Origin of the sequence: Isoptericola variabilis 225 (assembly GCF_000215105.1) — a bacterium.
GTDB lineage: Bacteria > Actinomycetota > Actinomycetes > Actinomycetales > Cellulomonadaceae > Isoptericola > Isoptericola variabilis_A.
In genome coordinates this window covers 927,190-950,969 of sequence record NC_015588.1, presented here as the reverse complement: position 1 = coordinate 950,969, position 23,780 = coordinate 927,190, and the positions used below count along the sequence as shown (strand labels likewise).

The following is a 23,780-nucleotide window of genomic DNA, read 5'->3' as shown; positions in this document are numbered from 1 at the left end:
ACGGTGGAGAGCCTTACAGGTGCAAGGTCGACGGCCAGCGCTGGTTCCTCGCGGCGCCTCTGAGGCGACGCCTTTCCGGAACACCAGGGACCGCCCTTTCGAACCTTGTGCGGCCGTGGAACGTCACCGCCGGAAGGGAACGTACGACCACAGACACACCTCAATTCCCTTGGTGGGACTTTACTCTTCCGCCGCTCGGCTCTCGTGCGCGGAAGAGACTCCGGCGGGACGCCTCCAGAGACAAGACGGATACGAGACATCCTCACCTCACTATCGCGCCGACACTCGACTGACCCGGCGCCGCATCCTCAACCATTTGCTCAGCGTCGCGGACACGCAGCCTTCCGGACATCAGTGCGGGAAGAAGGGCATCGCGCAAGGCAGCAAGGGCTTCGCGCTCGCGCTCGGCGCTCAACGCTCGTTGCCAAAGCGCTGTCATGCCCGGGTCCATTGCCGCAATCTCCTCCTGCGCGGGAACCCGGACTGGCACGTCCAAGTGCTTCCGCTGGATATGACCCATTGTCGTCGCCTTATCGGCGGCGATGTCACGGAACTCCTGGAGCTTCTCTTGCAGGACCTGATGAACGAGCCACAGTGGGTAACCCTCGTTCGGGATCACCTTGAAGATGTGCTGGTTTACGACACCCTCGTCGAGATACCACCGGCGCAGCGTCAACGACCCCGACCATGCAAAGAGCAAGTCTCCGGCACGTGCCACGTTGTCCTCTTGCGCTTCGACGTCATTCCACACGGTCGAGCCAGAAATTCCCGAGTTCAGCTCCGCAATCCGGATCACAGCGCGACCCTGGCCGGTCGCTGCCTTGGTAAAGTTCCGGCCGTTGACGAAGCGCGCCATGGCGCTTAATACCACCTTCTTGTCGCCGCGATTTGCGGCCGTGAACTTCACAGTCGCGAGGGCATCAGCGGCGTTGGCGAGCCTGGTGTTAGCCGCGATCTTGTCGTCGAGCGCACCGAGCACCTCAGCTATAGCTCGCTGCACCTCAATAGGCGGAAGCGTGATCCGCGATCCCTTTAGATCGGTGAGACTGATGTAGGGCGCCATGTCGCTATTGCCCTGAAGGTAGGAAGCCTGGCCAACAAACTCGGCCGAGTCGAACCAATAGCGCAGGTATGCCGGGTCTAAGACATGGCGCTCGTGAATACGGAAGTAACATAGCTGCGGGGAGTAAACTGCGGGCTCGTCGTGAGGAGGCATAACTGCCACGCGACCAACAGTCCCCTTAGTGGTTAGCAGCACGTCACCGGCGTGAGCGATCTTGGATCCCATTTGCACCGCGAATGAAGCGCTCACGAAGTCGTCGCCATCGAGGTACACCGAAGAATCCCTCACGTCGGCCACGCGGATGATCCGGTAGCCGGGCTGTCCGTGCTCCGACCGCTTGGTTCGGTATCCGTCCCCAAAGGTCAGGACACCACGCCGAGCGAGTTCCCCGATCGTGACCGGCTCAGCCATGGACCCGCCCCAGCTGCTCGCGCACCACCTGCTCTAGGCGCGCGGACTCGTCGAACTGCGCGAATAGTTCCGCAGTCAAACGCTCGATCTTCTGCTCGATGGGCTCGCCGTCGTCCTCCACCTCAGCGGCGCCGACGTACCGGCCCGGCGTGAGCGCGTAGCCGGCGTCCTTGATCTCAGCCAGCGTGGCGGAGTAGCAGAAGCCGGGGATGTCGCTGTAAGTGGTTTCGACAGGCTCAACCACCGGCTCGGTTTCGACAGGCTCAGTTTCGACGGGCTCAACCACCGGAAGGGTTTCGACAGGCTCGGACTCTGGTGAGGGTCCGCGCTTCCAGGCGTGGTACGTGTCCGCGATCTTGGCGATGTCGTCGTCGGACAGCGCGCGCTCGGCCCGGTCGACCATGTGGCCCAGGTTCCGGGCGTCGATGAACAGCACCTCTCCAGCCCGCGCGCCCTTGTCCTTGGCGAAGAACCACACGCACACGGGGATGCCGGTCGAGCGGAAGAGCTGCGTCGGCAGTGCGACCATGCAGCTCACGAGGTCAGCCTCGACGAGCTGGGCCCGGATCTCGCCCTCTCCCCCGGAGTTGGACGACATCGACCCGTTCGCCATGACGACACCGGCGGACCCGCCGGGCGCGAGCTTGGACAAGATGTGCTGGATCCACGCGTAGTTGGCGTTGCCCGCCGGCGGGACGCCGAACTTCCACCGCGCGTCGTCGGTGTTGCGCGCCCAGTCCTTGATGTTGAACGGCGGGTTCGCGAGGACGTAGTCGGCCTGCAGCTCGGGGTGCAGATCACGAGCGAACGTGTCGCCCCACCGCGGCCCGAGATTCCCGGTCAGCCCGTGCACGGCGAGGTTCATCTTCGCCATGCGCCACGTGCGCTCGTTGAGCTCCTGCCCGAACACACTGATCGCCTGCGGGTCGGCGCCGTGGCGCTCGAGGAACTTCTCGGCCTGGACGAACATGCCACCCGACCCACAGCACGGGTCGTACACACGACCGCGGTACGGCTCGAGCACCTCGACCAGCACGCGGACCACGCCCGGAGGCGTGTAGAACTCGCCGCCACGCTTACCCTCCGCTGCGGCGAACTTGCCGAGGAAGTACTCGTAGACCTCACCGAGCACGTCGCGTGCCTTGGAGACCTTCGTACCGTCCGCCATCACCCCGGTGAATCGGGCGGACGAGAACAGATCCACGAGCTCTCCGAGGCGGCGCTGGTCGACGCTGTCGCGGTTGAAGATCGTCGGCAGCGTGCCCTTGAGCGTCGGGTTCGAGCCCATCAGCAGCAGCATGGCGTCGTCGACGAGCTGCCCGATCGACGCCTCCGGCTCGTCTGGCGTCGCGGAGCGGCCCTTGGCGTGCTGCGCCAGGTAGCCCCACCGTGCGCGCTCGGGAACCCAGAAGGCTCCCGCGCGGCGGTACTCGTCGACGTCCTCCAGCAGCGGTGCCGCGTCGTCCTCGCTGAGGCCGTCGGCGAGGCACTCCTCGAGGATGGCCGCACGGCGCTCCTCGAACGCGTCCGAGACGTACTTGAGGAACACGAGCCCCAGGATCACGTCCTTGTACTGGCTGGCGTCCATCGAGCCGCGCAGCTTGTCCGCGGCCTTCCAGAGCGTGTCCTTCAGCTCCTTCATCGTCGTCGCCGTGGCGACGGTCGGCGCGGCTGCCTTCTTCCTCGGTGGCACTCGGTGTTCCTTTCTCACGCTGTGGCCTCATCCTTGCGCATGCGTACGACACCCGAGGTCACGCCGTCGACGAGCGTCGACGCGATCTGCTCGAGCCTGCCGATCTCCTGCTTCGCCGCGGCGAGGCGGTCCGCGACCGACGTCAGTGTCCGCGCCACGGAGTCCGCGTCTGACGCCGGCACGAGGCGCACCTCCCACGCACGCCACCACTTGGCACCGGGCGGCTGGGCGCAGATGTCGCGCGCGAGCACCTCGGGGAGCAGGACGTACTCCCTCGCGCGCTCGGGCTTTGAGATGCGGAGGATCTGCGCCGGGAACGCGACGGCGGAGAACCCGTCGTTGTCGACGACGGCGGCCGGGTACGGGGTCGTGGTGAACACGACGTCCCCCGGCTCGGTGAGCCGAGCCGCCGGGTACTTCCCCGTGAAGGTGAGCGTCTCGACGCCCCGGCTCCCCCAGGCCGACTCCCCGACGAGCTCCGGCACGCCGACCACTCGCGTGAGCGCGGCGTCGCGCTCGGGAGCGGGGACCACGTCCCGCACGTCGATCCGGTTGCCTGACACGCGCTTGATCCACCGACGGTCGAACGTGCCCAGCGGGACCCGGCGGACGGGCCGGGCCTCGCCGCGCTCGACCCGCACCTCGAGGCGGGGACGCGCAGCGCTCTCGACGGACGCGACCAGCTCGGTGAGGCTGACCGCCGCCGCGCCGCCGTCGTCGCGCGCACCACGCACGACCGAGCGTCCTGCTGCGACGAGCGACCCGCCCCGCGCCAGCACGTCAGGAATGCTGGCGAAGCGCGCGAACCGGAAGGCGTGCGAACGAACCGCCTCGGCGGTGCCGAGCGACGCCGTGATGTCGGTCAGCAGGTCCTCCACCACGGCCCGGTCGAACTGGTCGCCGGAGACGCCCTGGTCCGACAGGTCGGCAACCATGGTCCAGCGATCCCGGATGTGGACGTCAGGGTGCGCGTCGCCCAGCACCCACAACGCCAGCCGTTGGCGCGGTCGTTCGGTGACCAGGCCCGGAGGAAGCAGCACCGCGGTGCGCAGCCGGTCGGTGCGCAGCAGCGCGGAACGAGCGGACTCGACGGCCGGAGTCGCGGCCGCGTCGACGAGTGCGCTGGCCGGGCCGATCACGACGGCGCGTTGCCCCGGACGGAGGCGCAGGACGATGTCGTCGACGCGCGCGATCACCTCCTCGTCGTCCAGCTCCGGCGACCCGGTCGGCGGCAACTGGGTGACGACCACGGCGTCGTGCAGGAGCTCCGCGTCCAGGTCCAGCCGTTCGGCGTCCCAGCCGTGCGCGGCCAGTCGCCGTCGGACGAGGCGATGCGCGTCGCCGCCCGGCACCTGCACCGTCGGGAGGTCGATCAGACGCGGGTTCCGCAGCACGGCGGTCACCAGGTCGCCGCACCCCGGGTACGGGTCTGCGAGCGTGCCCGACCCGACGAGCATCTCGGCGACCCGAGCGACGAGCTCGAGCGCTGCCGGCGCCAGCGCGGACGAGGTGAGGTCCCGGCGGCCGACGCGGAACCGGTCCGCGAGCGCCGCCTCGGCGGCTCCGCCGGGCGTGTAGGCCGCCGACGCGGCGAGGTCGGCGAGCTCGCAGACCGCACCGAGGTTCGGCCCCAACCCGGCTACCTCGCGGTAGAGGAACGCGTCCTCGGGGTCGAGCTCGTCCGCGAGGTCCAGGACCTCGCCGGCCGACATCCCACTCAGCGGCATCGACGTGTAGGCCTTGAGACACAGCAGCGCGAGCAGGCCGTCGGTCGCCACGAGGCCCTCGTCGTCGAACGCGGCCCGCAGAGCGACGTCGGCAGCGAAGTTCGGGTTGTTGCCCAGGCCCGTCTCCGAGATCCATCCGACGACGTCGGACGCCCGAAAGCGTGGCGATCCGTTGCGGTCGCTCACCGCCTCGGGGAAGGGACGCGCGCCGCTCGCGTGGCGGCGTCGCCACACGGAGACCACCGGTCGCTGGACGTGGGCCAGCTCAGCGATGTCGGGCAGCGAGAGGCGCAGGCGGTCCAGCACGGACGGGGTGCCGGCGCGCACGGCGAGGTTGGTCATCTCGCTCCTCTCGACTGGTCGGTGATCGCACCGTAGCGGCAACCACCGACCGTCCGCGCCGCGTACAACGATAAGGGGGCTTATCGGGACGCGACGTGTGCGAACGGGCGGTTTACCAGCACGCTCCTTGGTGTCGCACCGACACCGCCACTGCCGAGGAGCCCCGATGACCGACGAGCTGGAACACACCGACATGCCGAGCGGTGCGCCGACCGCAGCTTCGTCGAGCCGGAAGGCCGGCAGCCGTCGCCGCTGGCTCGCCGCCGGCGTGATGGTCGCCGCCGTCGCTGCCGTCGCCACGCTGCTGTCTCTCGCTGGCGGCCGAGACACGGCGCTCGCCCAGGCGCACGACGAGTGCCACGAGGACGGGCTGACCGGACTCTCCCTCGCCGACGACGACCGGACTCTCGTCGTGGACATGAAGGGCGACGACGACGTCATCGGCGTCGAGTACCTCACGGTCGCGTGCGTCCTGACGAGTCTCGACACGCCCGCACGCGTCGTCGAGCTCATGGACAAGACCCGCGCTCTCGACGGCCGGCAGAGCGACACGTGGGACTCCTTCACCGCGACCTGGAGCTACCACCCCGACACCGGACTCGACCTCCTGATCGTCGAGGACTGACTCACGAAAGGACCCGACCGATGCCCTTCATCCGCGCCATCCGGCTCGCCCACCCCGGGACGAGCAACGAGCACATCGAGGCCGTGCAGGTATCTCGGCTCACGACCGGAACTCTCTACACGGAAACCCGTGAGGAGGTCCACCGCGCGATCAAGCGCGGAGTGCGCTACCGCACGTTCGACGAGCGCACGCATCAGCAGGCCGACGTCGCTGCTCGTGTCAGCAGCCGCGGGACCCGCTACATCGCAACCGTCGCGAACGGGGTGGAGACCGACAACCTGCTGCGGCTGCGGCAGTTCTGACAGCTCCGACGAAGGAGAGAACCTATGTCCGTCCCGACAGCGACCGCGCCGCCGCAGTCGCCGGAGACGCCCCGGCTCGTGCAGCTCCGCGAGTCGTTCACCCGCCGGATCCGCGGCCACAAGGTCACCACGGCGCTCGCCGCACTGCTCGCCGTCGCGGCCGTCTACGGCATCGTCGCGGGAGTGGCGAACGCGCGCTGGGAGGACCACGCCGCGGCGCTCGAGACCGAGCTGGCCGACCTGCGAGCCGCGCTCGACGACGCCCGGGCGGCCGAGCAGGACGCCCTCGACCGGGCCACGTCAGCCGAAGGCCGTATCGCCGACGCCGAGGCACGAGCCGAGGACGCCGAGGCGGCAGCCGCCGAACGTGCGGCAGAGCTCGACGAGCTCGAGGCAACCCTCGCCGAGCGCGAGAAGGCCGTCACCGAACGGGAGGAGGCGGTGACCGCCGTCGAGAACCGCATCGCCGAGACCCAGATCCAGGAGGGCACCTGGACCGTGGGCGTGGACATCGAGCCCGGTACCTACCGGACGACGGAGCCCGTCAACGGCGACTGCTACTGGGGCATCTACCGGTCCGGCAGCAACAAGAGCGACATCGTCGACAACGACATCGTCACCGGCGGGTATCCCACCGTGACCCTGCGCGAGGGGCAGGACTTCCAGACCTCGCGGTGCGGCAGCTGGAACAAGCAGTGACACCCGCTGCGCCACGAACCCCGAGCATCACCTAGGAGAGATCATGACCGACAACCTCACCCCTCCGATGGTGGACGCCCAGCAGGCGCCCACCTCCCCCCGCGGCAACGGCCTCGCCGTCGCCGGCTTCGTCACCGCTCTCGTCGCCCTCGCGCTGAGCCTCGTGCCGATCATCAACAACGCGGCGTTCGTCCTCGCCCTCGTGGGTCTGGGACTGGCCGTCGGCGGCGTGATCAAGGCGCGGCGTGGCGCTCCCCGCAAGGGGCTGGCGATCGCCGGCATCATCATCGCCGTCCTCGCCGGCGCCGCCGTCCTCGCGTCGCAGGCGTTCTACGGAAGCGTCATGGACGAGGTCTCCGACTCGCTCGACTCCACACCGACGGTCGCCGAGGAGGACGACGCCGCGGTCGAGGGAGACGCCGCGTCGGCGGCTCCCGAGGAGCCCGCCGAGCCGTCCGAGGAGGCCGCGCCCGAGCAGGACGCGGCCGAGGGCACGCGCGCCAACCCCTACACCGTGGGCGAGACGGTGAGCAACGACGAGTGGACGGTCACGCTCGGTCAGCCGTACGAGGCCTGGGAGCAGATCCGGGCCGAGAACGAGTTCAACGAGCCTCCGGCGGACGGCATGGAGTACTGGATCGTGCCCCTCGAGGCCACCTACACCGGGTCCGAGTCGGCCACCGCCTGGGTCGACCTGACCGTGCGGTTCGTCGGCGAGGACTCGGTCACGTACGACGACATCTCGTGCGGTGTGATCCCGGACGACCTGTCGAACGTCGGCGAGCTGTACGAGGGCGGGACCGCCGCGGGCAACGTCTGCCTCGTCGTCCCCGCCGGTGCGCCGGGGCTCTGGACGCTCACGGCCGGCTGGTTCGCCGACCCGGTGTTCTTCGCCGTCGGCTGACCCCCTGACCGGGTGCACCGGGCGCCCCCCGCCCGGTGCACCCTTCGTCGTGATCCGATCGTGACGGTTGAATGCGAAAATTCACCCGCTTCGACGGCGTTTCGCACCGGTTCGGCGTGGCAGCATGCCCGGGCAACTACCCGGCGTTCGCTCCCGCTGGACGCTGATCGATGGAGACTCTCGTGAGCAACACCACTCTCACCCTTGCAATCGTGTTCTGCATCGTCATCGGCAGCGCTGCGGTCCTGACGTGGGTCTGGACCGTACGGTTCGCACGCTTGGCCCGCGCGCGCGTCGACGGCGTGCGAGCCGTCCTCGCCAACGTGCCGCGACCGGTGACCGCCCAGCACCGCACGCACCTCCTCGCCGCCGCACAGGAGCGCGGCGGCGAGGTCTCTCACCTCTGGTCCGAGTACGACGAGACGCTCGTCGCAGACCGCCACGGCCGGCTCCTCAACACGCTCGACGCGGACTACTACTTCCGCACCGAGACCCTCGCGCCCGAGCTCCTCCACAACCGGGTCCTCGCCATCATGCCGTCGTTGCTCACCGTGACGGGCGTGCTCGGGACGTTCCTCGGCCTGACCCTCGGTCTGCAGGGCATCGACTTCGACGGCACCACCGACGAGCTCACCGCGGGTGTCCGCGAGCTCATCAGCGGCGCCTCCCTCGCGTTCATCACCTCGGTGGCGGGCGTGCTGGCGAGCCTCATCACGCAGATCGTCGCCAAGATGCACGACCGGTCGGTGGAGAAGGTGATCCACCGCCTCCAGGTCGAGCTGGACGAGATCTTCGAGAAGCAGACCTCCGAGGCGTCGCTCGTCAGCATCATGAACTCGTCGAGCGCCAGCGAGGAGTACCTGGCCGGCCTGGGCGAGCAGATCGGCCGGAGCCTCCAGGAGGCCGTCGCCCCCGCGATGCAGCGCATGGCCGAGCAGGCGGCACAGCAGTCGGAGCAGGTGTTCGAGCACCTCGTCGACCGCTTCTCGTCGGGCTTCGAGGAGCTCGGCAGGACTCTCGCCGAACGCCTCGACGCGTCGTCGGCGACGTTGAGCCAGACGATCGAGTACCTCGGCGACAAGCTCGCGCAGCAGGCGGACGAGCACAACGAGCGCATGGAAGAGCTGCGCGCTGCCACGGCGCGGCAGGTGGAGCTGCTCGACGAGCGCCTGCCCCGGGTGGTCGAGGCGCTCGAGGAGGCGACCGCGCGGCTCGACGCCGTGTCGGAGCACCTCGCCCCGTCGGCCGAGAACCTGCGGGTGACGGCCGAGTCGTTCGAAGCCACGAGCACGGCCTTCCGTGACGTCCTGGCCGACAGCGTCGAGGCGTTCGAGGAGATCAGCGCCAAGCACAACGGTGCGGCGAACTCGATCGCCGCGCTCACCGAGCGGCTCGACACTCTCGCAGAGACGACGGTGTCGGCCAGCGACATGCTCAAGGACGCGTCGGGTGTCCTCCACGACGGGCTCGGCGGTCTGCGCGAGCACCAGGAGAAGGTGCTCGCCGGGATGAAGGAGCAGCAGTCGTCCTTCCTCGACGGGCTGCGGTCCCACCAGACCGAGACCCTCGAGAAGCTGAGCAACGAGGTCGACGGCTTCCGCTCGGCACTCGCGTCCTGGTTCGTCGAGTACTCGAAGGCCGTCCAGGAGCAGACGAACGCCCGGATGAACGCGTGGAACGAGCAGACGCACGCGTACACGTCCTCGATGCTCGACGCCGCGCGTGCGCTCTCGGCCGCGGTCGAGGAGATCGACGATGCCCTCAGCCGTCGCGCCGACCAGAAGGCGGCGGCATGAGGCGTCCGGTTCGTCGAGGACGGCCCGGGAGCACGAACGACGACTCGTACTGGATCTCGTTCTCCGACCTGATGTCGGCGCTCCTGCTCGTCTTCCTCCTCGCAGTCGTGCTTCTCGTCGTCTCGCTGACGAACAAGGAACAGGAGCTGGTGGCCCAGCAGGAGCAGGCCGCCGAGGCGGAGGCTGCGTTCGCCGCGCAGCGCGAGAGCCTGGAGTCGCAGGTCGCGACTCTCAGCGACCGGGAGGAGACGCGCGCCCAGCTCGTCAACGAGATCGCGGAACAGCTCCGCGATCGCGGCATCCGGGTCGAGGTGAGCGAGGACAGCTCGGTGCTGCACATCCCGACGTCGGCGCTCGGCTTCGACTCCGGCTCTTACGACATCCGACCGGCGCACCAACCGGTCGCGCTCACGATCGGCACGGTCCTGGCCGACGCGCTCCGCAAGGACGAGCGCTACGCGATCCTCGACACGGTGTTCGTCGAGGGGCACACGGACAACGCTGCCTTCGGCGGCCTGGAAGGGACCGGCAACTGGGGACTGTCCACGTTCCGCGCGATCTCCCTGTGGCGACTCTGGGACGCCGCGCTTCCCCAGGAGAAGCAGCTCGACGCACTGCGACGCGACGACGGGACGCCGATCTTCTCCGTCTCCGGATACGCCGAGTCGCGGCCGGTCGAGCCGGCTCAGCTGACCGAGGAGCAGCGCGCGGCCAACCGTCGCATCGACCTCCGGTTCACCGTCAAGGGCCCGACCGCCGACGAGCTCGCGACGATCGTGGCCGACGTGTCGGAAGGGGCGACCGCGGGCGCGGCCGGAGCCGGCTCATGAGCCTCACCCTGCCGTCGCCGCGCGTCGCTCTCGCGTCGTGGCCGGAAGACATGCCGGAGAAGTGGCAGCGCGTCGCCGCCGAGGCGAAGCACATCGCGCGGAACGCGGGAAGCGGCCGCCGGGCGGAGGCGCTCCACGGCCCGGTGCGCCGACTTCTCGAGGAGCGCCGGACGGACGAGCTCTTGACGCGGATGGGCGATCGCGTCTTCGCGCGCGTGGTCGTCGCACTGTGGGCCGAGGAACCGCGCTTGGCCCAGCGGTCCATGACGCCCGAGCTCGTGAGGGCGGTGGTGGAGCGCCCCGAGGGACGGCCGGTCGGCCACCCGACGGCGATCACGCTCGCCTCGCTGTTCCTCGAGCACTACGACCGGCTCGACGACTGGCACGCCGGCCTGTTCGAGGCCGTGGCCTCGACCGTGGACGTCGCCGCGCACCGGACCCACCCGCGAGCGCACCGCGATCTGGTCGAGGTCCTCCGCGACCTCCGCCGGTACGTGGTCGAGCGCGACGGCCCACGCGCGTTCGCGCGTCACCTGATCACCTCGGGCGCCACGCCGGAGAAGGACCGTGACGCCCGGGCGCTGTGCGGGGACAACTCCGGCAGGTACGCCCAGGTGCTGCGCAACACGTTCTACCTGGAGCTCATCGCTGGCGCCGACCACAGCGCCGAAGGGCACTCGTTCCTCGCCGACGCCACGGCGCGAGCGACCGCGCTCCGTCGCGACGAGGACGACCGGCGGTTCGGCATCGCGGTGCTGAGCGCACTGTGCGACAAGAGCGACACCGCCGTCCCGAGCACCGAGTGGGTCGACGCCGTGCTCGCGATCGGTGGAGACCCGCGCCACGAGCAGAGCAGCACCTGGCGTGACTGGTGGGCCCACGTCGACGAGCCCTTGCGCGCCCGTGCCGTCCGGTGGATGTCCGGTGCCGACCTGCGCGCGTTCCTCCGAGCCGTGCGCGTGTACGGGGACGAGACCCAGAACGAGAGCCTGCAGCGGATGTTCCCGCGGCGCGAGCGCTTCCTCATGGGTCTCTACGAGACCGGACGTGTCCAGGCCACCCGCCTGATCCTCGGCAACGACGTCCGCCGCACGATGCGACGTGTCACGAACATCAACCTCGTCGACGCCCCGCGCTTCGACGACATGAACACCGACACGGCCATCGTGTTCGTGGACTGCGGCGACTTCCACCTCGTCGAGGGCTCCCACAAGTTCAAGCTGCACCTCTACCTGGGCCGCCCCGGCCCTAAGCTCACCGACCCCCGGCGCCGTGCGTACACGCGCGACGAGCTCATCCACGTGATCCCTGACGCGCACAAGCGTCGCCATCCGCTCGGCGAGCGGGCTCACGACGCGTGGACGCACGACCAGGGCGGCGCGTGGCTGCGCAAGGCGCTCGACTTCCTGCGAGAGGGCGGGATCGCGATCGACGAGGCGGCCCTGGTGGACACGCACGACATGGAAGACCTGCTGCGGCGACGGTCCGGGCTCGCGCCTCGGCGGCGGTCCCCGAGCCGGGCGGCGTGGAGGCGACGGTGAAGCTCCGAGACCTGCTCCGCAAGACGCCGATGCGCCCGGACGTCGCCGGCGAGCCTCCGCGGCTCTTCGACGTCGCGCACGGCGAGACCACCACGTTCACGACGACGCCCGAGACCTTCGCCGAGCTGCTCGCGGGAACCGGGACCAGGAGCATCCAGGAGCAGTTCCTGGTGCTCGAGACCCTGGCGGACGAAGGTCGGGCCCGGCCGGCCGAGGACGGTTTCGAGGTCACCGCGGAGGAGCTCGCTCGGCTCTCGGACGACGAGGCGCAGCTGCTCCGCCTCCCAGGTCGTTTCACCGGCCACCTCGAGGCGGCGTTCCGTTCGACGACGACCCGGCCGGACTTCGCCGTGGATCTCTCGCTGCGCACGGGACGCTACCCGGAACCCTTCCGACGAACCGGAGCGGTCGTGACCCTCGGTCTCGCGCAGCATGCCGAGACCTACCGCCTCAGTCCGCCGGCCTTGCGGGCGCTCCGCGCGGTCGAGGCGCACCAGCGCCTCTCCCCCGCCGCTCGCACCGAGGCGCGCAACATGCGTGTCGTCGCCGAGCTCCAGGCGGCCCAGCGGATGGCGGCGTCGCAGGACCCCTCGACCAACGATCCGCACTTCGACCTCGACCTTCGCCACTTCGAGCAGTTCACGACGCGAGTTCCTGAGCGCGTCGGTGTGGTGGTCGAGCCGCAGGACGACGGGTCGCTCGCGATCATGCCCGACGTCGGCGTGGCGCCCGCGGATCTTCGTCAGCGCTGGCATCAGCTGCCGGTGGACGAGGATGCCGACGGGGGTGTCCTGCGCGTCGGCAAGGAGCTGGTCCTTCTCGACCGCGAGCGCCTCGCGGGCGTACGCGAGGTCCGGCGTCGGCCCCGCATCCCGAAGGAGCAGGTGCGCGAGTTCCTCGGTGCACCCGGCGCGTTCTTCGACCCCGACCTCGTCGACGTCGAGCTGAGGTTCAGCTGGCTCGTCGCAGGCCTCGGTCGGCTCGCCCCGGTGACGTTCGCCCAGGCGGCCGACGCCGGGCCGGAGTGGATCTCGAAGGAGCACGGCCTCACTGCTCCCGAGGTGCTGGCCGAGCGGCCGCGGACGGTCTCGGAGCACGAGGAGATCGAGCACACGGTCGCGGAGGCGTGGGAGCGCGGCGAGGACGTGATCCCGCTCGGCGAGGACATCGTCGACATCTCCAACCGCAGCCGCGTCGAGGAGGCGCTCGCGGTCTCGCGCGAACGAGTCACGAGGCTGGGGTTGGAGGACGCCGAGGACGACGTCACCGACCTGGTGAGCGCGGAGGAGCCGTCCGGCCCGCAGGTGCGTGTCGGCTGGATGCTCGACGATGCCGAGGACCTGTCCGAGCGCCTGAGGCAGGCGGCCGACAACGCGGCGCTCCAGCGTCCTGTCGACTACGCATCCCTCTGCCGCACGCCGTACCCGCACCAGGTCGAGGGCATCGAGTGGATGGCCCGGCTCATGCAGGCGTCGCTCGACGGGGCCGACGACGATCCTGCGCGTGTCCGCGGTGCTCTCCTCGCCGACGACATGGGCCTCGGCAAGACGTTCATGACGCTCGCCGCCCTGGCGGAGGCGCAGCGCGCCGAACGCGCACGGACCGGCTCGGCCCGTCCCACGCTCGCCGTGATGCCGGTGGCGCTCCTCGAGAACTGGCTCGACGAGCTCGAAGCCACCTTCGGGTCGTTCACCGGACCCTTCGACGACGTCGTCGTCCTGCAAGGTGAGGGCCTCGCCCACTACCGCACCGGCCGGGGCCGGGAGACGGCGGTCAACGAGGACCACCTCGACCACGACGGGATGGTGCGGCGGGACGTGCTCCCGGACCTGATGCGTCTCCGGGTCGGTGAGCGGTTCGGGGACGCACGCCTCGACCGCCCCGGGACCCTCGTGCTCACGACGTACGACACGATCGGCCGCTACCAGGTCTCGCTGGCGCAGGTCGACTGGGGCACGGTGGTGTTCGACGAGGCGCAGGCACTGAAGAACCCGGACATCCTGCGGACGCGGGCGGCGAAGGCGCTGCGGGCACGGTTCAAGCTCCTGGCGACCGGGACACCCGTGGAGAACTCGCTGCGCGACTTCTGGTCGTTGCTCGACGCCGCGCAGCCCGGGCTGCTCGGGTCGTGGGCGCAGTTCCGCGAGCGATGGGACGCGCCGATGCGCGAGGCGACCGGCGAACGGCACGCTGAGCTCGGACGCGCGCTGCGCGCCGCCGTCGGCCCGTTCATGCTGCGCCGCGTCAAGGAGGACCACCTCGACGACCTGCCGCCGAAGATCCTCCACACGGGCGAGCACGCCCGGATGATGCCCCCAGCGCAGGTGCAGGCGTACGACGACGAGATCGCACGCTACCGAGCCAAGGCGGGGACGAATGGCGCCATGCTGGGCGCGCTCCAGCGGCTCGCTCAGGTCAGCCTCCACCCGGGCCTCGTGCAGGACGAGGTGCTCGCCGACGGTGTGGGAGCCGTGGACCTGTCCGCGCGCACGAAGGTCACCGTCCGCGAGATCCTCGACGGCGTCCGCGCCGCAGGCGAGAAGGCGATCGTGTTCGCCAGCACGAAGCGTATGCAGCGGGCGCTGGCGCTCTGGCTCCGCGACCTGTACGACGTTCCCGTCGACATCGTGAACGGTGACACCCCGGCGACCGGCTCCGAGGACTCCCGCGTTCGTCGCATCCGGCGGTTCGAGCAGCGACCAGGGTTCGGCGTCATCATCATGTCGCCGCTCGCGGTGGGCGTCGGCCTGACGGTCGTCGGTGCCAACCACGCGATCCACCTCGAACGCCACTGGAATCCCGCAAAGGAGGCGCAGGCCACCGACCGCGTCTACCGCATCGGCCAGACCCGACCGGTGCACGTCTACCACCCGATGGCGATCCACCCGGACACCGGCTCCTTCGACGTGAACCTCGACCGGCTCTTGCGGAGCAAGATCGCGCTCAAGGACGCCGTCGTCGTACCGGAGGCCGTCACCGAGGACGAGGTCGCCCGGGCGATGGGTCTGGCCTGACGGCTCCCTGCGGCGCGCCCCCGCGGCATCGCTCGGAACGCACGCGGCGGTCGACCCGAGATCCGGGGCATCCGGAACAGACCGGACGAGCCGCCCCGGTCGTGACCGCGAGCCCGGTCAAGGACCGGTCTCGATCCCGCTCCACGTTGCACAAAACCCTGGACTTCCGCCGCTCACGGACATACCTTCGCCTCGGCGGACAGGTTCACCTGCCTGCCTGGACGACGACAGCCTCGACAAGGAGCCGCCCCGCGCGCGACGACCGACCAGCGCGCACCGCATGCCAGGAAGGAGCAGGACCGTGGCCGACGTGCTGGTCCTCAACGCCGGCTACGAGCCGTTGCACCGCGTGTCCGTCAAGCACGCGATCACGATGCTCGTGCGCGAGGTCGCCGTGGTCGAGGAGGCCGTCGAGGGCCACAGCTTCGGGCCGTACCCGCTCCCCCGCGTGCTCCGTCTGGTCCGCTACGTCGCGATGCGCTGGCGCTACCGCTCCGCGGGGCAGCCCGCCTGCACCAAGGACGGCGTCAAGCGCCGCGACCGGATGTGCGCCTACTGCGGCGGCCCGGCGCAGACGGTCGACCACGTCGTCCCGCGGTCGCGCGGCGGCGACTCGAGCTGGCTCAACCTGGTCGCCGCGTGCGAGCCGTGCAACCACCGCAAGGCGGACCGCACGCCGGCCGAGGCCGGGATGCCGCTGCTCGTCACGCCCTACGTGCCGCCGGCCGAGCACGGCCTGGTCAGACACGGCCGCCGATCACGCGTGGCCGTCGCGGCCTAGCCCCGGACCGGCTCAGTAACCCTCGGGCTGCCAGAGACGCTCGCCACCGTCGTCGTCGGTGGCGGGCGTCTCGCCGGTCAGCAGGGCGGCCGCACCCTTCGACGGCTCGGCGGGGCCGGCGGCCGTGCCGCCCGACGCCGTCGAACCGGTCGTCTGCAGCGCGCGCGAGACGATGACCGTGCTCGTGAAGTTGGCGTGGCACGCGGTGCAGTACCAGTCGGGCGTCGGCACGGGCACCTCGAACCCGCCGTACACGACGTCGGGCTCGGACCCCATGACGTCCTCCTGGAACGTCATGCCCCAGATGATGCGCTGGGTCGTGCCGCGCGTGCCGCACCCGGGGCACGCGGGCCGCAGCCGGGCCCGCTGCGCCGCGACGGTGTGGGCGTGCATGAGCTCGTGGCACGGCGCGCACATCAGGTGCACGTCGCGCACGATCTGGTCGAGCGTCCGGCCGCCCGCCGTCGTCGTGCCGAGGCGGACCGCGCCGTCGTCGTGCGCCTGCAGGTCGCGGACGTCGACGAAGCTCTCGCACGTGGCGCAGCGCTCCTCGCGGCGCATGGCCCAGCCCGTGACGATGCGGTGGCCGAGGATGCGCAGGACGTGCACGTCCGAGGCGAGCGGCCCCGCGCCGCAGTCGCCCGGGTCGAGGGTGTGCACCGGGCCGTCGCGGAACTGCTCGGCGATCCCGTCGAGCACGAGCCGCGCGTGCTCCGAAGGCAGCCACCCCGAGGAGCCGGCGTACGCCTCGGCGCCGTCGAACAGGTCGGCCCAGACGATGGGCCGCTCGGGGCCGAACAGCTCGTCGGTGACCCAGCTGTCGCCGTCGCTCGACCCCATGAGCTCGACCGCGGCGACCACGCCGGCGTCGCCGAGCACGGTCACGACGACGTCGCCGCGCTGCGGCCCCTCGGCGCCGCCCGGGAGCGAGTGCTCGCGCGAGCGGGTCGCGATCGCGACGGACTCGCGCAGCCAGTCGGTCGACCAGTGCAGGTAGACCGACGGCACCAGCCACGCGGGCAGCGACGACACGGACGGGAAGGCCTCGGCTTCGTTGGTCACGGCCCAGAACATATCGGGTCCGCGCGGCATCCCGACAGGGGCGGCCGCGGACGTTAGTGTCCGAAGGCAGGCACGACGACGACGCGGGCCCCGAGGAGGAGCCGGATGAACATCGCGCTGTGGATCGCCGCCGGCCTCCTGGCGGTCGTCTACCTGGCCGTGGGGGTGACGAAGCTCCTGCGCGGGCGGGCCCTGCGCCGCCTGCCCCAGGCGACCGGAACCCTGCCGATCCTCACGCCCGTCGCGGCGACCGGTCTCACCGTCCTCCAGGTCCTCGCGATCGCCGTCCACGTCCGCCGCCGCGAGACGTCGCAGCTCGGCATCAACGTCGTGCTGCTCCTGCTCGCCGCGTTCGTCGCCGTCGGGCGGTTCGCCGGCTGGTGATCAGCCGGCGAACCGCCGGACGCGTCAGCTCAGCGACTCCCACTCCTCGTCGGTCAGCAGCCGCGAGCGGATGAGGAACCGGACGCCCTCGGGCGCCTCGACGCTGAACCCGGCACCCCGCCCGGGCACGACGTCGATCGTGAGGTGGGTGTGCTTCCAGTACTCGAACTGCTGGCGGCTCATCCACACGGGCACGCGGAAGGCGGCCCCGTCCTCGGACACGTCCTCGTCCGGGATCACGAGGTCGCCGAGGTGGACGTCCGCCTCGGACGTGAGGAAGTCACCCTGCGGGTAGCACATCGGGCTCGAGCCGTCGCAGCACCCGCCGGACTGGTGGAACATCAGCTCGCCGTGACGGCGCCGCAGCCGGGCGAGGAGCCCGGCCGCGGCGTCGGTCACGGCGACGCGCGCCGCCGTCTCCATCAGAAGAAGCCGAGCTTCTGCCCGGAGTAGCTCACCAGCAGGTTCTTGGTCTGCTGGTAGTGGTCGAGCATCATCTTGTGGTTCTCGCGCCCGACGCCGGACATCTTGTACCCGCCGAACGCGGCGGCCGCCGGGTACTGGTGGTAGCAGTTCGTCCACACGCGGCCGGCCTCGATGGTGCGGCCGGCGCGGTACGCCTGGGCGCCGTCGCGCGTCCACACGCCCGCGCCGAGGCCGTAGAGCGTGTCGTTGGCGATCTTCATCGCGTCGTCGAACTCGTCGAACGACGTCACGGACACGACCGGACCGAAGATCTCCTCCTGGAAGATCCGCATCGAGTTCTTGCCCTCGAAGATCGTCGGCGCGACGTAGTAGCCGCCCGCGAGCTCGCCGGGCATCTCCGCGCGGTGCCCGCCCGTGAGGACCCGGGCGCCCTCGGTCTTGCCGATGTCGATGTACGACAGGATCTTCTCGAGCTGGTCGTTGCTGGCCTGCGCGCCGATCATCGTCTCGGTGTCGAGCGGGTTGCCCTGCTTGACGGCCTTGGTCCGCTCGACGGCGTCGCCGAGGAACTGGTCGTAGATGTCGGACTGGATGAGCGCGCGCGACGGGCACGTGCACACCTCGCCCTGGTTGAGGGCGAACATCGTGAAGCCCTCGAGCGCCTTGTCGTAGAAGTCGTCCTTCGCCGCCGCGACGTCCGAGAAGAAGATGTTCGGGCTCTTGCCGCCCAGCTCGAGCGTGACCGGGATGATGTTCTGGGACGCGTACTGCATGATCAGGCGGCCCGTCGTCGTCTCGCCCGTGAACGCGATCTTGCGGATGCGCGGGCTGGACGCGAGCGGCTTGCCCGCCTCGACGCCGAAGCCGTTGACGACGTTGACCACCCCGGGCGGCAGCAGGTCGCCGATGATGTCCATGAGGAAGAGGATCGACGCGGGCGTCTGCTCGGCCGGCTTGAGCACGACGGCGTTGCCCGCCGCGAGCGCCGGCGCCAGCTTCCACGTGGCCATGAGGATCGGGAAGTTCCACGGGATGATCTGCCCGACGACGCCGAGCGGCTCGTGGAAGTGGTACGCGACGGTGTCCTCGTCGATCTCGGAGATCGACCCCTCCTGCGCGCGGATCGCCCCGGCGAAGTAGCGGAAGTGGTCGATCGCGAGCGGGATGTCCGCGGCGAGCGTCTCGCGCACGGGCTTGCCGTTCTCCCACGTCTCGGCGACCGCCAGCCTCTCGAGGTTGGCCTCCATGCGGTCGGCGATCTTGTTCAGGATGTTCGCGCGCTCGGCCACGCTCGTGCGGCCCCACGCGGGCGCGGCACCGTGCGCGGCGTCGAGCGCGCGCTCGATGTCCTCGGCGTTGCCGCGCGCCACCTCGGTGAACGGCTGCCCGGTCACGGGGCTCAAGTTCTCGAAGTACTCGCCGCTCGACGGCGGTACGTACTCCCCGCCGATCCAGTGGTCGTAGCGGGCCTTGTACTCGGCGATCGCCCCCGGCCGGCCCGGGGCTGCGTAGACGGTCATGCTCTGCCTCCTCGCATCGCACTGTCGCGGCGCTTCCGTGCGCCGGATGGGTGCGACGGTAGGAGTCGGAGGGTTGCACGACCGTTGCAGCGTCCGGCGGACGGCGCGGGCTCAGCGCAGGGCGGTGTCGAGCACCGTGACGTGGGCGCGCGCCCGGGCCGCGCGCGGGCTGCCGGGCTCGGCGCGCCGCAGGAGCGCGGTCCAGGCCTCGAGGTCGTCCGCGGCGTCGGGGTGCCGCGTCCAGGCGTCGAGCACGTCGACGTCGTGGCTCGCGAGCACGGCGCACCGCACCTCGGCCGACAATTCGGCGCGCAGCCGCTCGACGCCGGGCGCCACCGAGCGTGGCAGCAGCGGGGCGCGGTAGGCCGCGAGCGCCCCGGCGACGTCGCCGGCGGCCAGCGCGGCGCGCACCGCGCCGGCGTCGGTGCGCAGCGGGCGGGCGAGCCGGTACGGCCGGGACCCGGCGAGCACGGGCCCGACGACGCGACGCAGGCGCGAGACCTCGGCCCGCACCGTGACGTCGGACAGGTCGCCGGGGTGCAGCAGCACCGCGAGCGCGTCGGCCGACAGGCCCTCGGGGTGCTCGGCGAGCAGGAGCAGGATCTCGGCGTGGCGCAGCGAGAGCGCGCGTCCGCCGTCGGGCAGCCAGCGCGGCGAGCCGAGCACCTCGAGGTCGACCGCGGGCCCGCGGGCGTCCGCCGCGGACCACGGCGCGCCCGTACGGGCGAGCTCGCGCTCGGCGCTGCCGGCGACCGCGCGCACGAGCGACAGGACCATCTGGGAGCCGGCCGCCTGGCCGCCGGTGACGTCGAGCACGCCGAGCACGCCGCCGGTGCGCAGGTCGCGGACCGGCGCGGCCGCGCAGCTGAGCTCCTGCACGGGCCGCGAGAAGTGCTCCGCGCCGACGACGCGCACCGCGCGGCGCGTGGCGAGCGCGGTCCCGGGCGCGTTGGTGCCGACCCGGTCCTCGGACCACAGGGCGCCCTCGACGAAGCCGACGCGGTCCACGGCCGAGCGGACGCGCAGGTTGCCCTCGACCCACAGGAGGCGACCGACGTCGTCGGACACGGCGACGACGAGGCCCTCGTCGGTCGCCGCCTCGACGAGCAGCTCGCGCACGACCGGCATCGCGGCGGCGAGCGGGTGGGAGGCGCGGTAGGTCTCGAGGTCCTCGCCGTCGAGCCCGACGACGGTGCGCGGCTCGTCGGGGTCGACCCCGCTCGTCAGCGAGCGGTGCCAGGACTCGGCGACGACCGGGTCGATCCCGGGCGGCAGGGTGCCCGTCGACAGGAAGGTCTCGTGGGCCGCGCGCAGCCGGCGTGCGTCGCGGACCGTGCTGGTCGTCCGAGGGTGCCCCATGTCGCCTCCGACGTCGTCGTCCCGGTTCCGGCAGTGTAGGCCGTCCGCGCACGGTGGCGCAGGGCACCAGTCCCCATCGCGTCTCACATCGTGGTCCCACATCGTGGACACGCGGTGTCGCCGCACGTGAACCGGTCCCTACAGTGGCCCCCGGACAGACAGCGGCCACGCACCGCCGGCCGGCCCCGAGGAAGGAACCCCCATGCCCGCACCGCTCGACCCGCACCCCCGCCTCGCCGAGTACGCCCACCCGGAGCGCCTCGTCACGACCGAGTGGCTCGCGCAGAACCTCGACAACCCCGACCTGGTCGTCGTCGAGTCCGACGAGGACGTGCTGCTGTACGAGACGGGCCACATCCCCGGCGCCGTGAAGATCGACTGGCACACCGACCTGCTCCTGCCGGTCGAGCGCGACTACCTCGACGGCCCCGGCTTCGCCGAGCTGCTCGGCTCCAAGGGCATCGGCCGCGACACCACGATCGTGCTCTACGGCGACAAGAACAACTGGTGGGCCGCGTACACCGCGTGGGTCTTCACGCTGTTCGGCCACGAGGACGTCCGCCTGCTCGACGGCGGCCGCAACCTCTGGGTCGCCGAGGGCCGCGAGCTGACCACCGACGTCCCGACGCCCACGCCGGTCGAGTACCCGGCCGTCGAGCGCGACGACTCCACGTTCCGCGCGTTCAAGGAGGACGTGCTCGCGCACCTCGGACGCGGCCCGCTCGTCGACATCCGCTCCCCGCAGGAGTACACCGGCGAGCGCCTGCACATCCCGGACTACCCGGAGGAGGGCGTGCTGCGCGGCGGCCACATCCCCACCGCGCGCAACGTCCCGTGGGCCACCGCGGTCTCCGAGGACGGCACGTACAAGCCGCGCGCCGAGCTCGAGGCGATCTACCAGGCCGGCGGCCTCGGCATCACCGCCGACGACTCGGTGATCACGTACTGCCGCATCGGCGAGCGCTCGAGCCACACGTGGTTCGCGCTCCACTTCCTCCTCGGCATCCCCGACGTGCGCAACTACGACGGCTCGTGGACCGAGTGGGGCAACGCGGTGCGCGTGCCGATCGTCGCGGGCGACCAGCCCGGCGAGGTGCCCGCGAGCGCCAAGGAGAAGGTCGCGGCCGCCTGAGCCCGACGCCGCCCGATCAGGTCGGCAGTCCCGCATCCCGTCGGCAGTCCGCACTGCCGACCGGATCCCGGACTGCCGACCTGATCCGTGTCCGAACCTGGGAGAGACTGGACCCATGACCGACGCCGCGACCACCGACCGGCTGCCCGACTCGCTCGCCGAGATCCGCGACGACTTCCTCGCGCTCGGCGAGCGCGACCGCCTGCAGCTGCTGCTCGAGTTCTCGCGCGAGCTGCCCGACCTGCCGGCGCGGTACGAGGCGGCGCCGGGCCTGCTCGAGCGCGTCGAGGAGTGCCAGTCCCCCGTGCGCGCGTTCGCGGAGGTCGAGGGCGACGTCGTGCGCTTCTACGCCACCGCCCCGCAGGAGGCGCCGACGACGCGCGGCTTCGCGTCGATCCTCGCGCAGGGCCTGTCGGGCCTGACGCCGCAGCAGGTGCTCGACGTGCCCGAGGACTTCCCCCAGATGCTCGGGCTGGCCCGGGCCGTGAGCCCGCTGCGCCTCGGCGGCATGGCGGGCATGCTCACGCGCGCCAAGCGGCAGGTGCGCGAGCAGCTCGCCGCCTGACGGCGCCCGCCCGGTCGCGGGCGAGGCCCGTCGGTGCGCGGCGTGACGCGGGCGTCGCCCGTACCCTGGCGGCGTGACCCTGACGAGCGTCGTGCTGCTGGTGGTCGGGTTCGTGCTGCTCGTCGGGGGCGGTGAGGCTCTCGTGCGGGGCGCGGCGTCGCTCGCCCGCACGGTCGGCATGTCGTCCCTCGTCGTCGGCCTGACGGTGGTGTCGTTCGCGACGTCGAGCCCCGAGCTGGCCGTCAGCGCCGGCGCGGCCCTGTCCGGCTCCCCCGGCCTCGCGGTCGGCAACGTGGTGGGCAGCAACATCGTCAACGTCCTGCTCGTGCTGGGACTGTCGGCGGTCGTGGTCCCGCTCGTCGTCCGCTCGCAGCTCGTGCGCGTCGACGTCCCGGTCATGGTCGGGATGTCGGTGCTCATGCTGGTCCTCGCGCTCGACGGCGGGATCGGCCGCGTCGAGGGCGTCGTGCTCCTCGCGCTGCTCGCCGGCTACGTCGCCATGACCGCCGTCGTGGCCCGGCGCGGCGGTGCGACCGCTGAGGCCAGTGCGGCGACCGAGCCGGCCGGGAGGGACCGGCTGGCGCGGCTGCGCACGAGCCGCCTGCGCTCCGTCCTGCTCGACGTCGTGCTGGTCGCCGTCGGGGTCGCGCTCCTCGTCGTCGGCGCCCAGCTCCTCGTGCGCGGGGCGACGAGCATCGCCTCGGCGATGGGCGTCAGCGACCTCGTCGTGGGCCTGACCGTCGTCGCGGTCGGGACGTCGCTGCCCGAGCTCGCCACGAGCGTCGTCGCGGTCGTCCGGGGCGAGCGCGACATCGCGGTCGGCAACATCGTCGGCAGCAACATCTTCAACATCGGCGCGGTGCTCGGGATCACCGCGCTGATCTCGCCCGACGGCGTCGCCGTCGACCGTGCCGCCGCGCACTTCGACGTGCCGGTCATGGTCGCCGTCGCGCTGGCGCTGCTGCCGGTCGCGTTCACCGGCCAGGCGGTCGCACGCTGGGAGGGCGTGCTGTTCGTCGCGTTCTACGCGGCCTACGTCGCCTACCTCCTGCTCGCTGCCGCCGAGCACGACGCGCTCGGCCCGTTCAGCACCGCGATGCTGTGGTTCGTCCTGCCCATCACCGCGCTGTGGCTCGTCGCGCTCGCGGCCTTCGAGGTCGGGCTGAGACGCGGGCGGCGAGACGCCGCGAGTGTGCAAGAGTGGTCGCCATGACGGTGCTCGTGGCCTACAACGCGTCGCCGCACGGCGAGGCTGCCGTCCGCACGGCGGTCGCCGAGGCTGCGCGACGCCGGCTCCCCCTGGCGGTCCTGGACCTGCATCCCGAGCACGCGGCGTCGCCCGTCGACGACGGCCTCGCCGCGCTGCTCGCCGACGCCCCGCCCGACCTCCACGTCGAACCCGTGACGGTCCGTCCGGAGGGCACCGAGCCGGCCGACGCGATCCTCGACGCGACCGAGGCGTCCGGCGCGACCCTCGTGGTCCTCGGGTCGCGCAAACGCTCCTCGATGGGGACCTTCCTCATGGGCTCGACGACGCAGCGCGTGCTGCTCGACTCCCCCGTGCCGGTGCTCGTCGTCAAGGACGAGTACGACCGCTGACCGGC

The 23,780-nt window shown here is 71.2% G+C and carries 21 protein-coding genes; 14 read left to right on the top strand and 7 right to left on the bottom strand.

Features of this window, described 5'->3' with window-relative positions; all coding sequences use genetic code 11:
* Nucleotides 1–262: 262 nt before the first annotated feature.
* From ISOVA_RS04390 to ISOVA_RS04380, 3 genes are all read right to left on the bottom strand, one after another.
* On the bottom strand, nt 263–1,474 hold the full coding sequence (locus tag ISOVA_RS04390; protein ID WP_013838049.1) for a restriction endonuclease subunit S: 1,212 nt from the start codon (nt 1,472–1,474) through the stop codon (nt 263–265).
* On the bottom strand, nt 1,467–3,116 hold the full coding sequence (locus tag ISOVA_RS04385) for a class I SAM-dependent DNA methyltransferase (RefSeq protein WP_143762051.1): 1,650 nt from the start codon (nt 3,114–3,116) through the stop codon (nt 1,467–1,469). The genes ISOVA_RS04390 and ISOVA_RS04385 overlap by 8 nt, the downstream gene beginning before the upstream one ends.
* Before the next feature lie 65 nt (nt 3,117–3,181).
* Entirely contained in the window at nt 3,182–5,236 is a 2,055-nt protein-coding gene (locus ISOVA_RS04380) for a hypothetical protein (protein ID WP_013838047.1), read from the bottom strand.
* A gap of 166 nt (nt 5,237–5,402) precedes the next feature.
* Here ISOVA_RS04380 and ISOVA_RS04375 point away from each other — a divergent pair, with 166 nt between their 5' ends.
* The 9 genes from ISOVA_RS04375 to ISOVA_RS04335 all read left to right on the top strand — a co-directional run bounded on the left by ISOVA_RS04375 (nt 5,403) and on the right by ISOVA_RS04335 (nt 15,728).
* The gene (locus tag ISOVA_RS04375; protein ID WP_013838046.1) at nt 5,403–5,861 is read left to right on the top strand and encodes a hypothetical protein; all 459 of its coding nucleotides are present in this window, start codon (nt 5,403–5,405) and stop codon (nt 5,859–5,861) included.
* Between the two features lie 20 nt (nt 5,862–5,881).
* A complete protein-coding gene (locus tag ISOVA_RS04370; RefSeq protein ID WP_013838045.1) occupies nt 5,882–6,163 on the top strand; it encodes a DUF3892 domain-containing protein in 282 nt (93 codons plus the stop codon).
* A gap of 24 nt (nt 6,164–6,187) precedes the next feature.
* Complete coding sequence (locus ISOVA_RS15355; RefSeq protein WP_013838044.1) at nt 6,188–6,862, top strand: hypothetical protein; 675 nt, start codon at nt 6,188–6,190, stop codon at nt 6,860–6,862.
* Nucleotides 6,863–6,905: 43 nt separating this feature from the next.
* Nucleotides 6,906–7,766, top strand: coding sequence for a hypothetical protein (locus tag ISOVA_RS04360; RefSeq protein ID WP_013838043.1), 861 nt, complete (start codon nt 6,906–6,908; stop codon nt 7,764–7,766).
* Between the two features lie 182 nt (nt 7,767–7,948).
* A complete protein-coding gene (gene zorA / locus ISOVA_RS04355) occupies nt 7,949–9,562 on the top strand; it encodes an anti-phage ZorAB system protein ZorA (protein WP_186004570.1) in 1,614 nt (537 codons plus the stop codon).
* Nucleotides 9,559–10,392: an OmpA/MotB family protein gene (locus ISOVA_RS04350; protein WP_013838041.1), complete on the top strand. Its 834-nt coding sequence runs from the start codon at nt 9,559–9,561 to the stop codon at nt 10,390–10,392. Before zorA ends, ISOVA_RS04350 begins: the two co-directional genes overlap by 4 nt.
* Complete coding sequence (locus ISOVA_RS04345) at nt 10,389–11,933, top strand: EH signature domain-containing protein (protein ID WP_013838040.1); 1,545 nt, start codon at nt 10,389–10,391, stop codon at nt 11,931–11,933. The genes ISOVA_RS04350 and ISOVA_RS04345 overlap by 4 nt, the downstream gene beginning before the upstream one ends.
* Entirely contained in the window at nt 11,930–14,947 is a 3,018-nt protein-coding gene (locus ISOVA_RS04340) for a DEAD/DEAH box helicase (protein ID WP_013838039.1), read from the top strand. Before ISOVA_RS04345 ends, ISOVA_RS04340 begins: the two co-directional genes overlap by 4 nt.
* 301 nt (nt 14,948–15,248) lie before the next feature.
* Nucleotides 15,249–15,728 (top strand): HNH endonuclease, encoded by a 480-nt coding sequence (locus ISOVA_RS04335; RefSeq protein ID WP_013838038.1) that lies wholly within the window; start codon nt 15,249–15,251, stop codon nt 15,726–15,728.
* A 12-nt stretch (nt 15,729–15,740) separates the two neighbouring features.
* On the opposite strand, the gene ISOVA_RS04330 is transcribed toward ISOVA_RS04335, so the two are convergent.
* Nucleotides 15,741–16,790 carry a hypothetical protein gene (locus ISOVA_RS04330; protein WP_143762050.1) on the bottom strand — a complete coding sequence of 350 codons (1,050 nt, stop codon included), beginning with the start codon at nt 16,788–16,790 and terminating at the stop codon, nt 15,741–15,743.
* Between the two features lie 105 nt (nt 16,791–16,895).
* Here ISOVA_RS04330 and ISOVA_RS04325 point away from each other — a divergent pair, with 105 nt between their 5' ends.
* The gene (locus ISOVA_RS04325) at nt 16,896–17,174 is read left to right on the top strand and encodes a DoxX family protein (protein WP_013838036.1); all 279 of its coding nucleotides are present in this window, start codon (nt 16,896–16,898) and stop codon (nt 17,172–17,174) included.
* Between the two features lie 24 nt (nt 17,175–17,198).
* Here ISOVA_RS04325 and ISOVA_RS04320 read toward each other — a convergent pair whose 3' ends face one another.
* The 3 genes from ISOVA_RS04320 to ISOVA_RS04310 form a co-directional block, all read right to left on the bottom strand.
* On the bottom strand, nt 17,199–17,597 hold the full coding sequence (locus ISOVA_RS04320) for a DUF779 domain-containing protein (protein ID WP_013838035.1): 399 nt from the start codon (nt 17,595–17,597) through the stop codon (nt 17,199–17,201).
* The gene (gene adh, locus ISOVA_RS04315; protein ID WP_013838034.1) at nt 17,597–19,120 is read right to left on the bottom strand and encodes an aldehyde dehydrogenase; all 1,524 of its coding nucleotides are present in this window, start codon (nt 19,118–19,120) and stop codon (nt 17,597–17,599) included. The genes ISOVA_RS04320 and adh overlap by 1 nt, the downstream gene beginning before the upstream one ends.
* Nucleotides 19,121–19,231: 111 nt before the next feature.
* A complete protein-coding gene (locus tag ISOVA_RS04310; RefSeq protein ID WP_013838033.1) occupies nt 19,232–20,479 on the bottom strand; it encodes a helix-turn-helix domain-containing protein in 1,248 nt (415 codons plus the stop codon).
* 202 nt (nt 20,480–20,681) lie between these two features.
* Here ISOVA_RS04310 and ISOVA_RS04305 point away from each other — a divergent pair, with 202 nt between their 5' ends.
* The 4 genes from ISOVA_RS04305 to ISOVA_RS04290 all read left to right on the top strand — a co-directional run bounded on the left by ISOVA_RS04305 (nt 20,682) and on the right by ISOVA_RS04290 (nt 23,775).
* Complete coding sequence (locus tag ISOVA_RS04305) at nt 20,682–21,611, top strand: sulfurtransferase (RefSeq protein ID WP_013838032.1); 930 nt, start codon at nt 20,682–20,684, stop codon at nt 21,609–21,611.
* A gap of 115 nt (nt 21,612–21,726) precedes the next feature.
* On the top strand, nt 21,727–22,176 hold the full coding sequence (locus ISOVA_RS04300) for a SufE family protein (RefSeq protein ID WP_013838031.1): 450 nt from the start codon (nt 21,727–21,729) through the stop codon (nt 22,174–22,176).
* Nucleotides 22,177–22,249: 73 nt separating this feature from the next.
* Nucleotides 22,250–23,389, top strand: coding sequence for a calcium/sodium antiporter (locus ISOVA_RS04295; protein ID WP_013838030.1), 1,140 nt, complete (start codon nt 22,250–22,252; stop codon nt 23,387–23,389).
* Entirely contained in the window at nt 23,386–23,775 is a 390-nt protein-coding gene (locus ISOVA_RS04290; RefSeq protein WP_013838029.1) for a universal stress protein, read from the top strand. Before ISOVA_RS04295 ends, ISOVA_RS04290 begins: the two co-directional genes overlap by 4 nt.
* Nucleotides 23,776–23,780 lie beyond the last annotated feature (5 nt).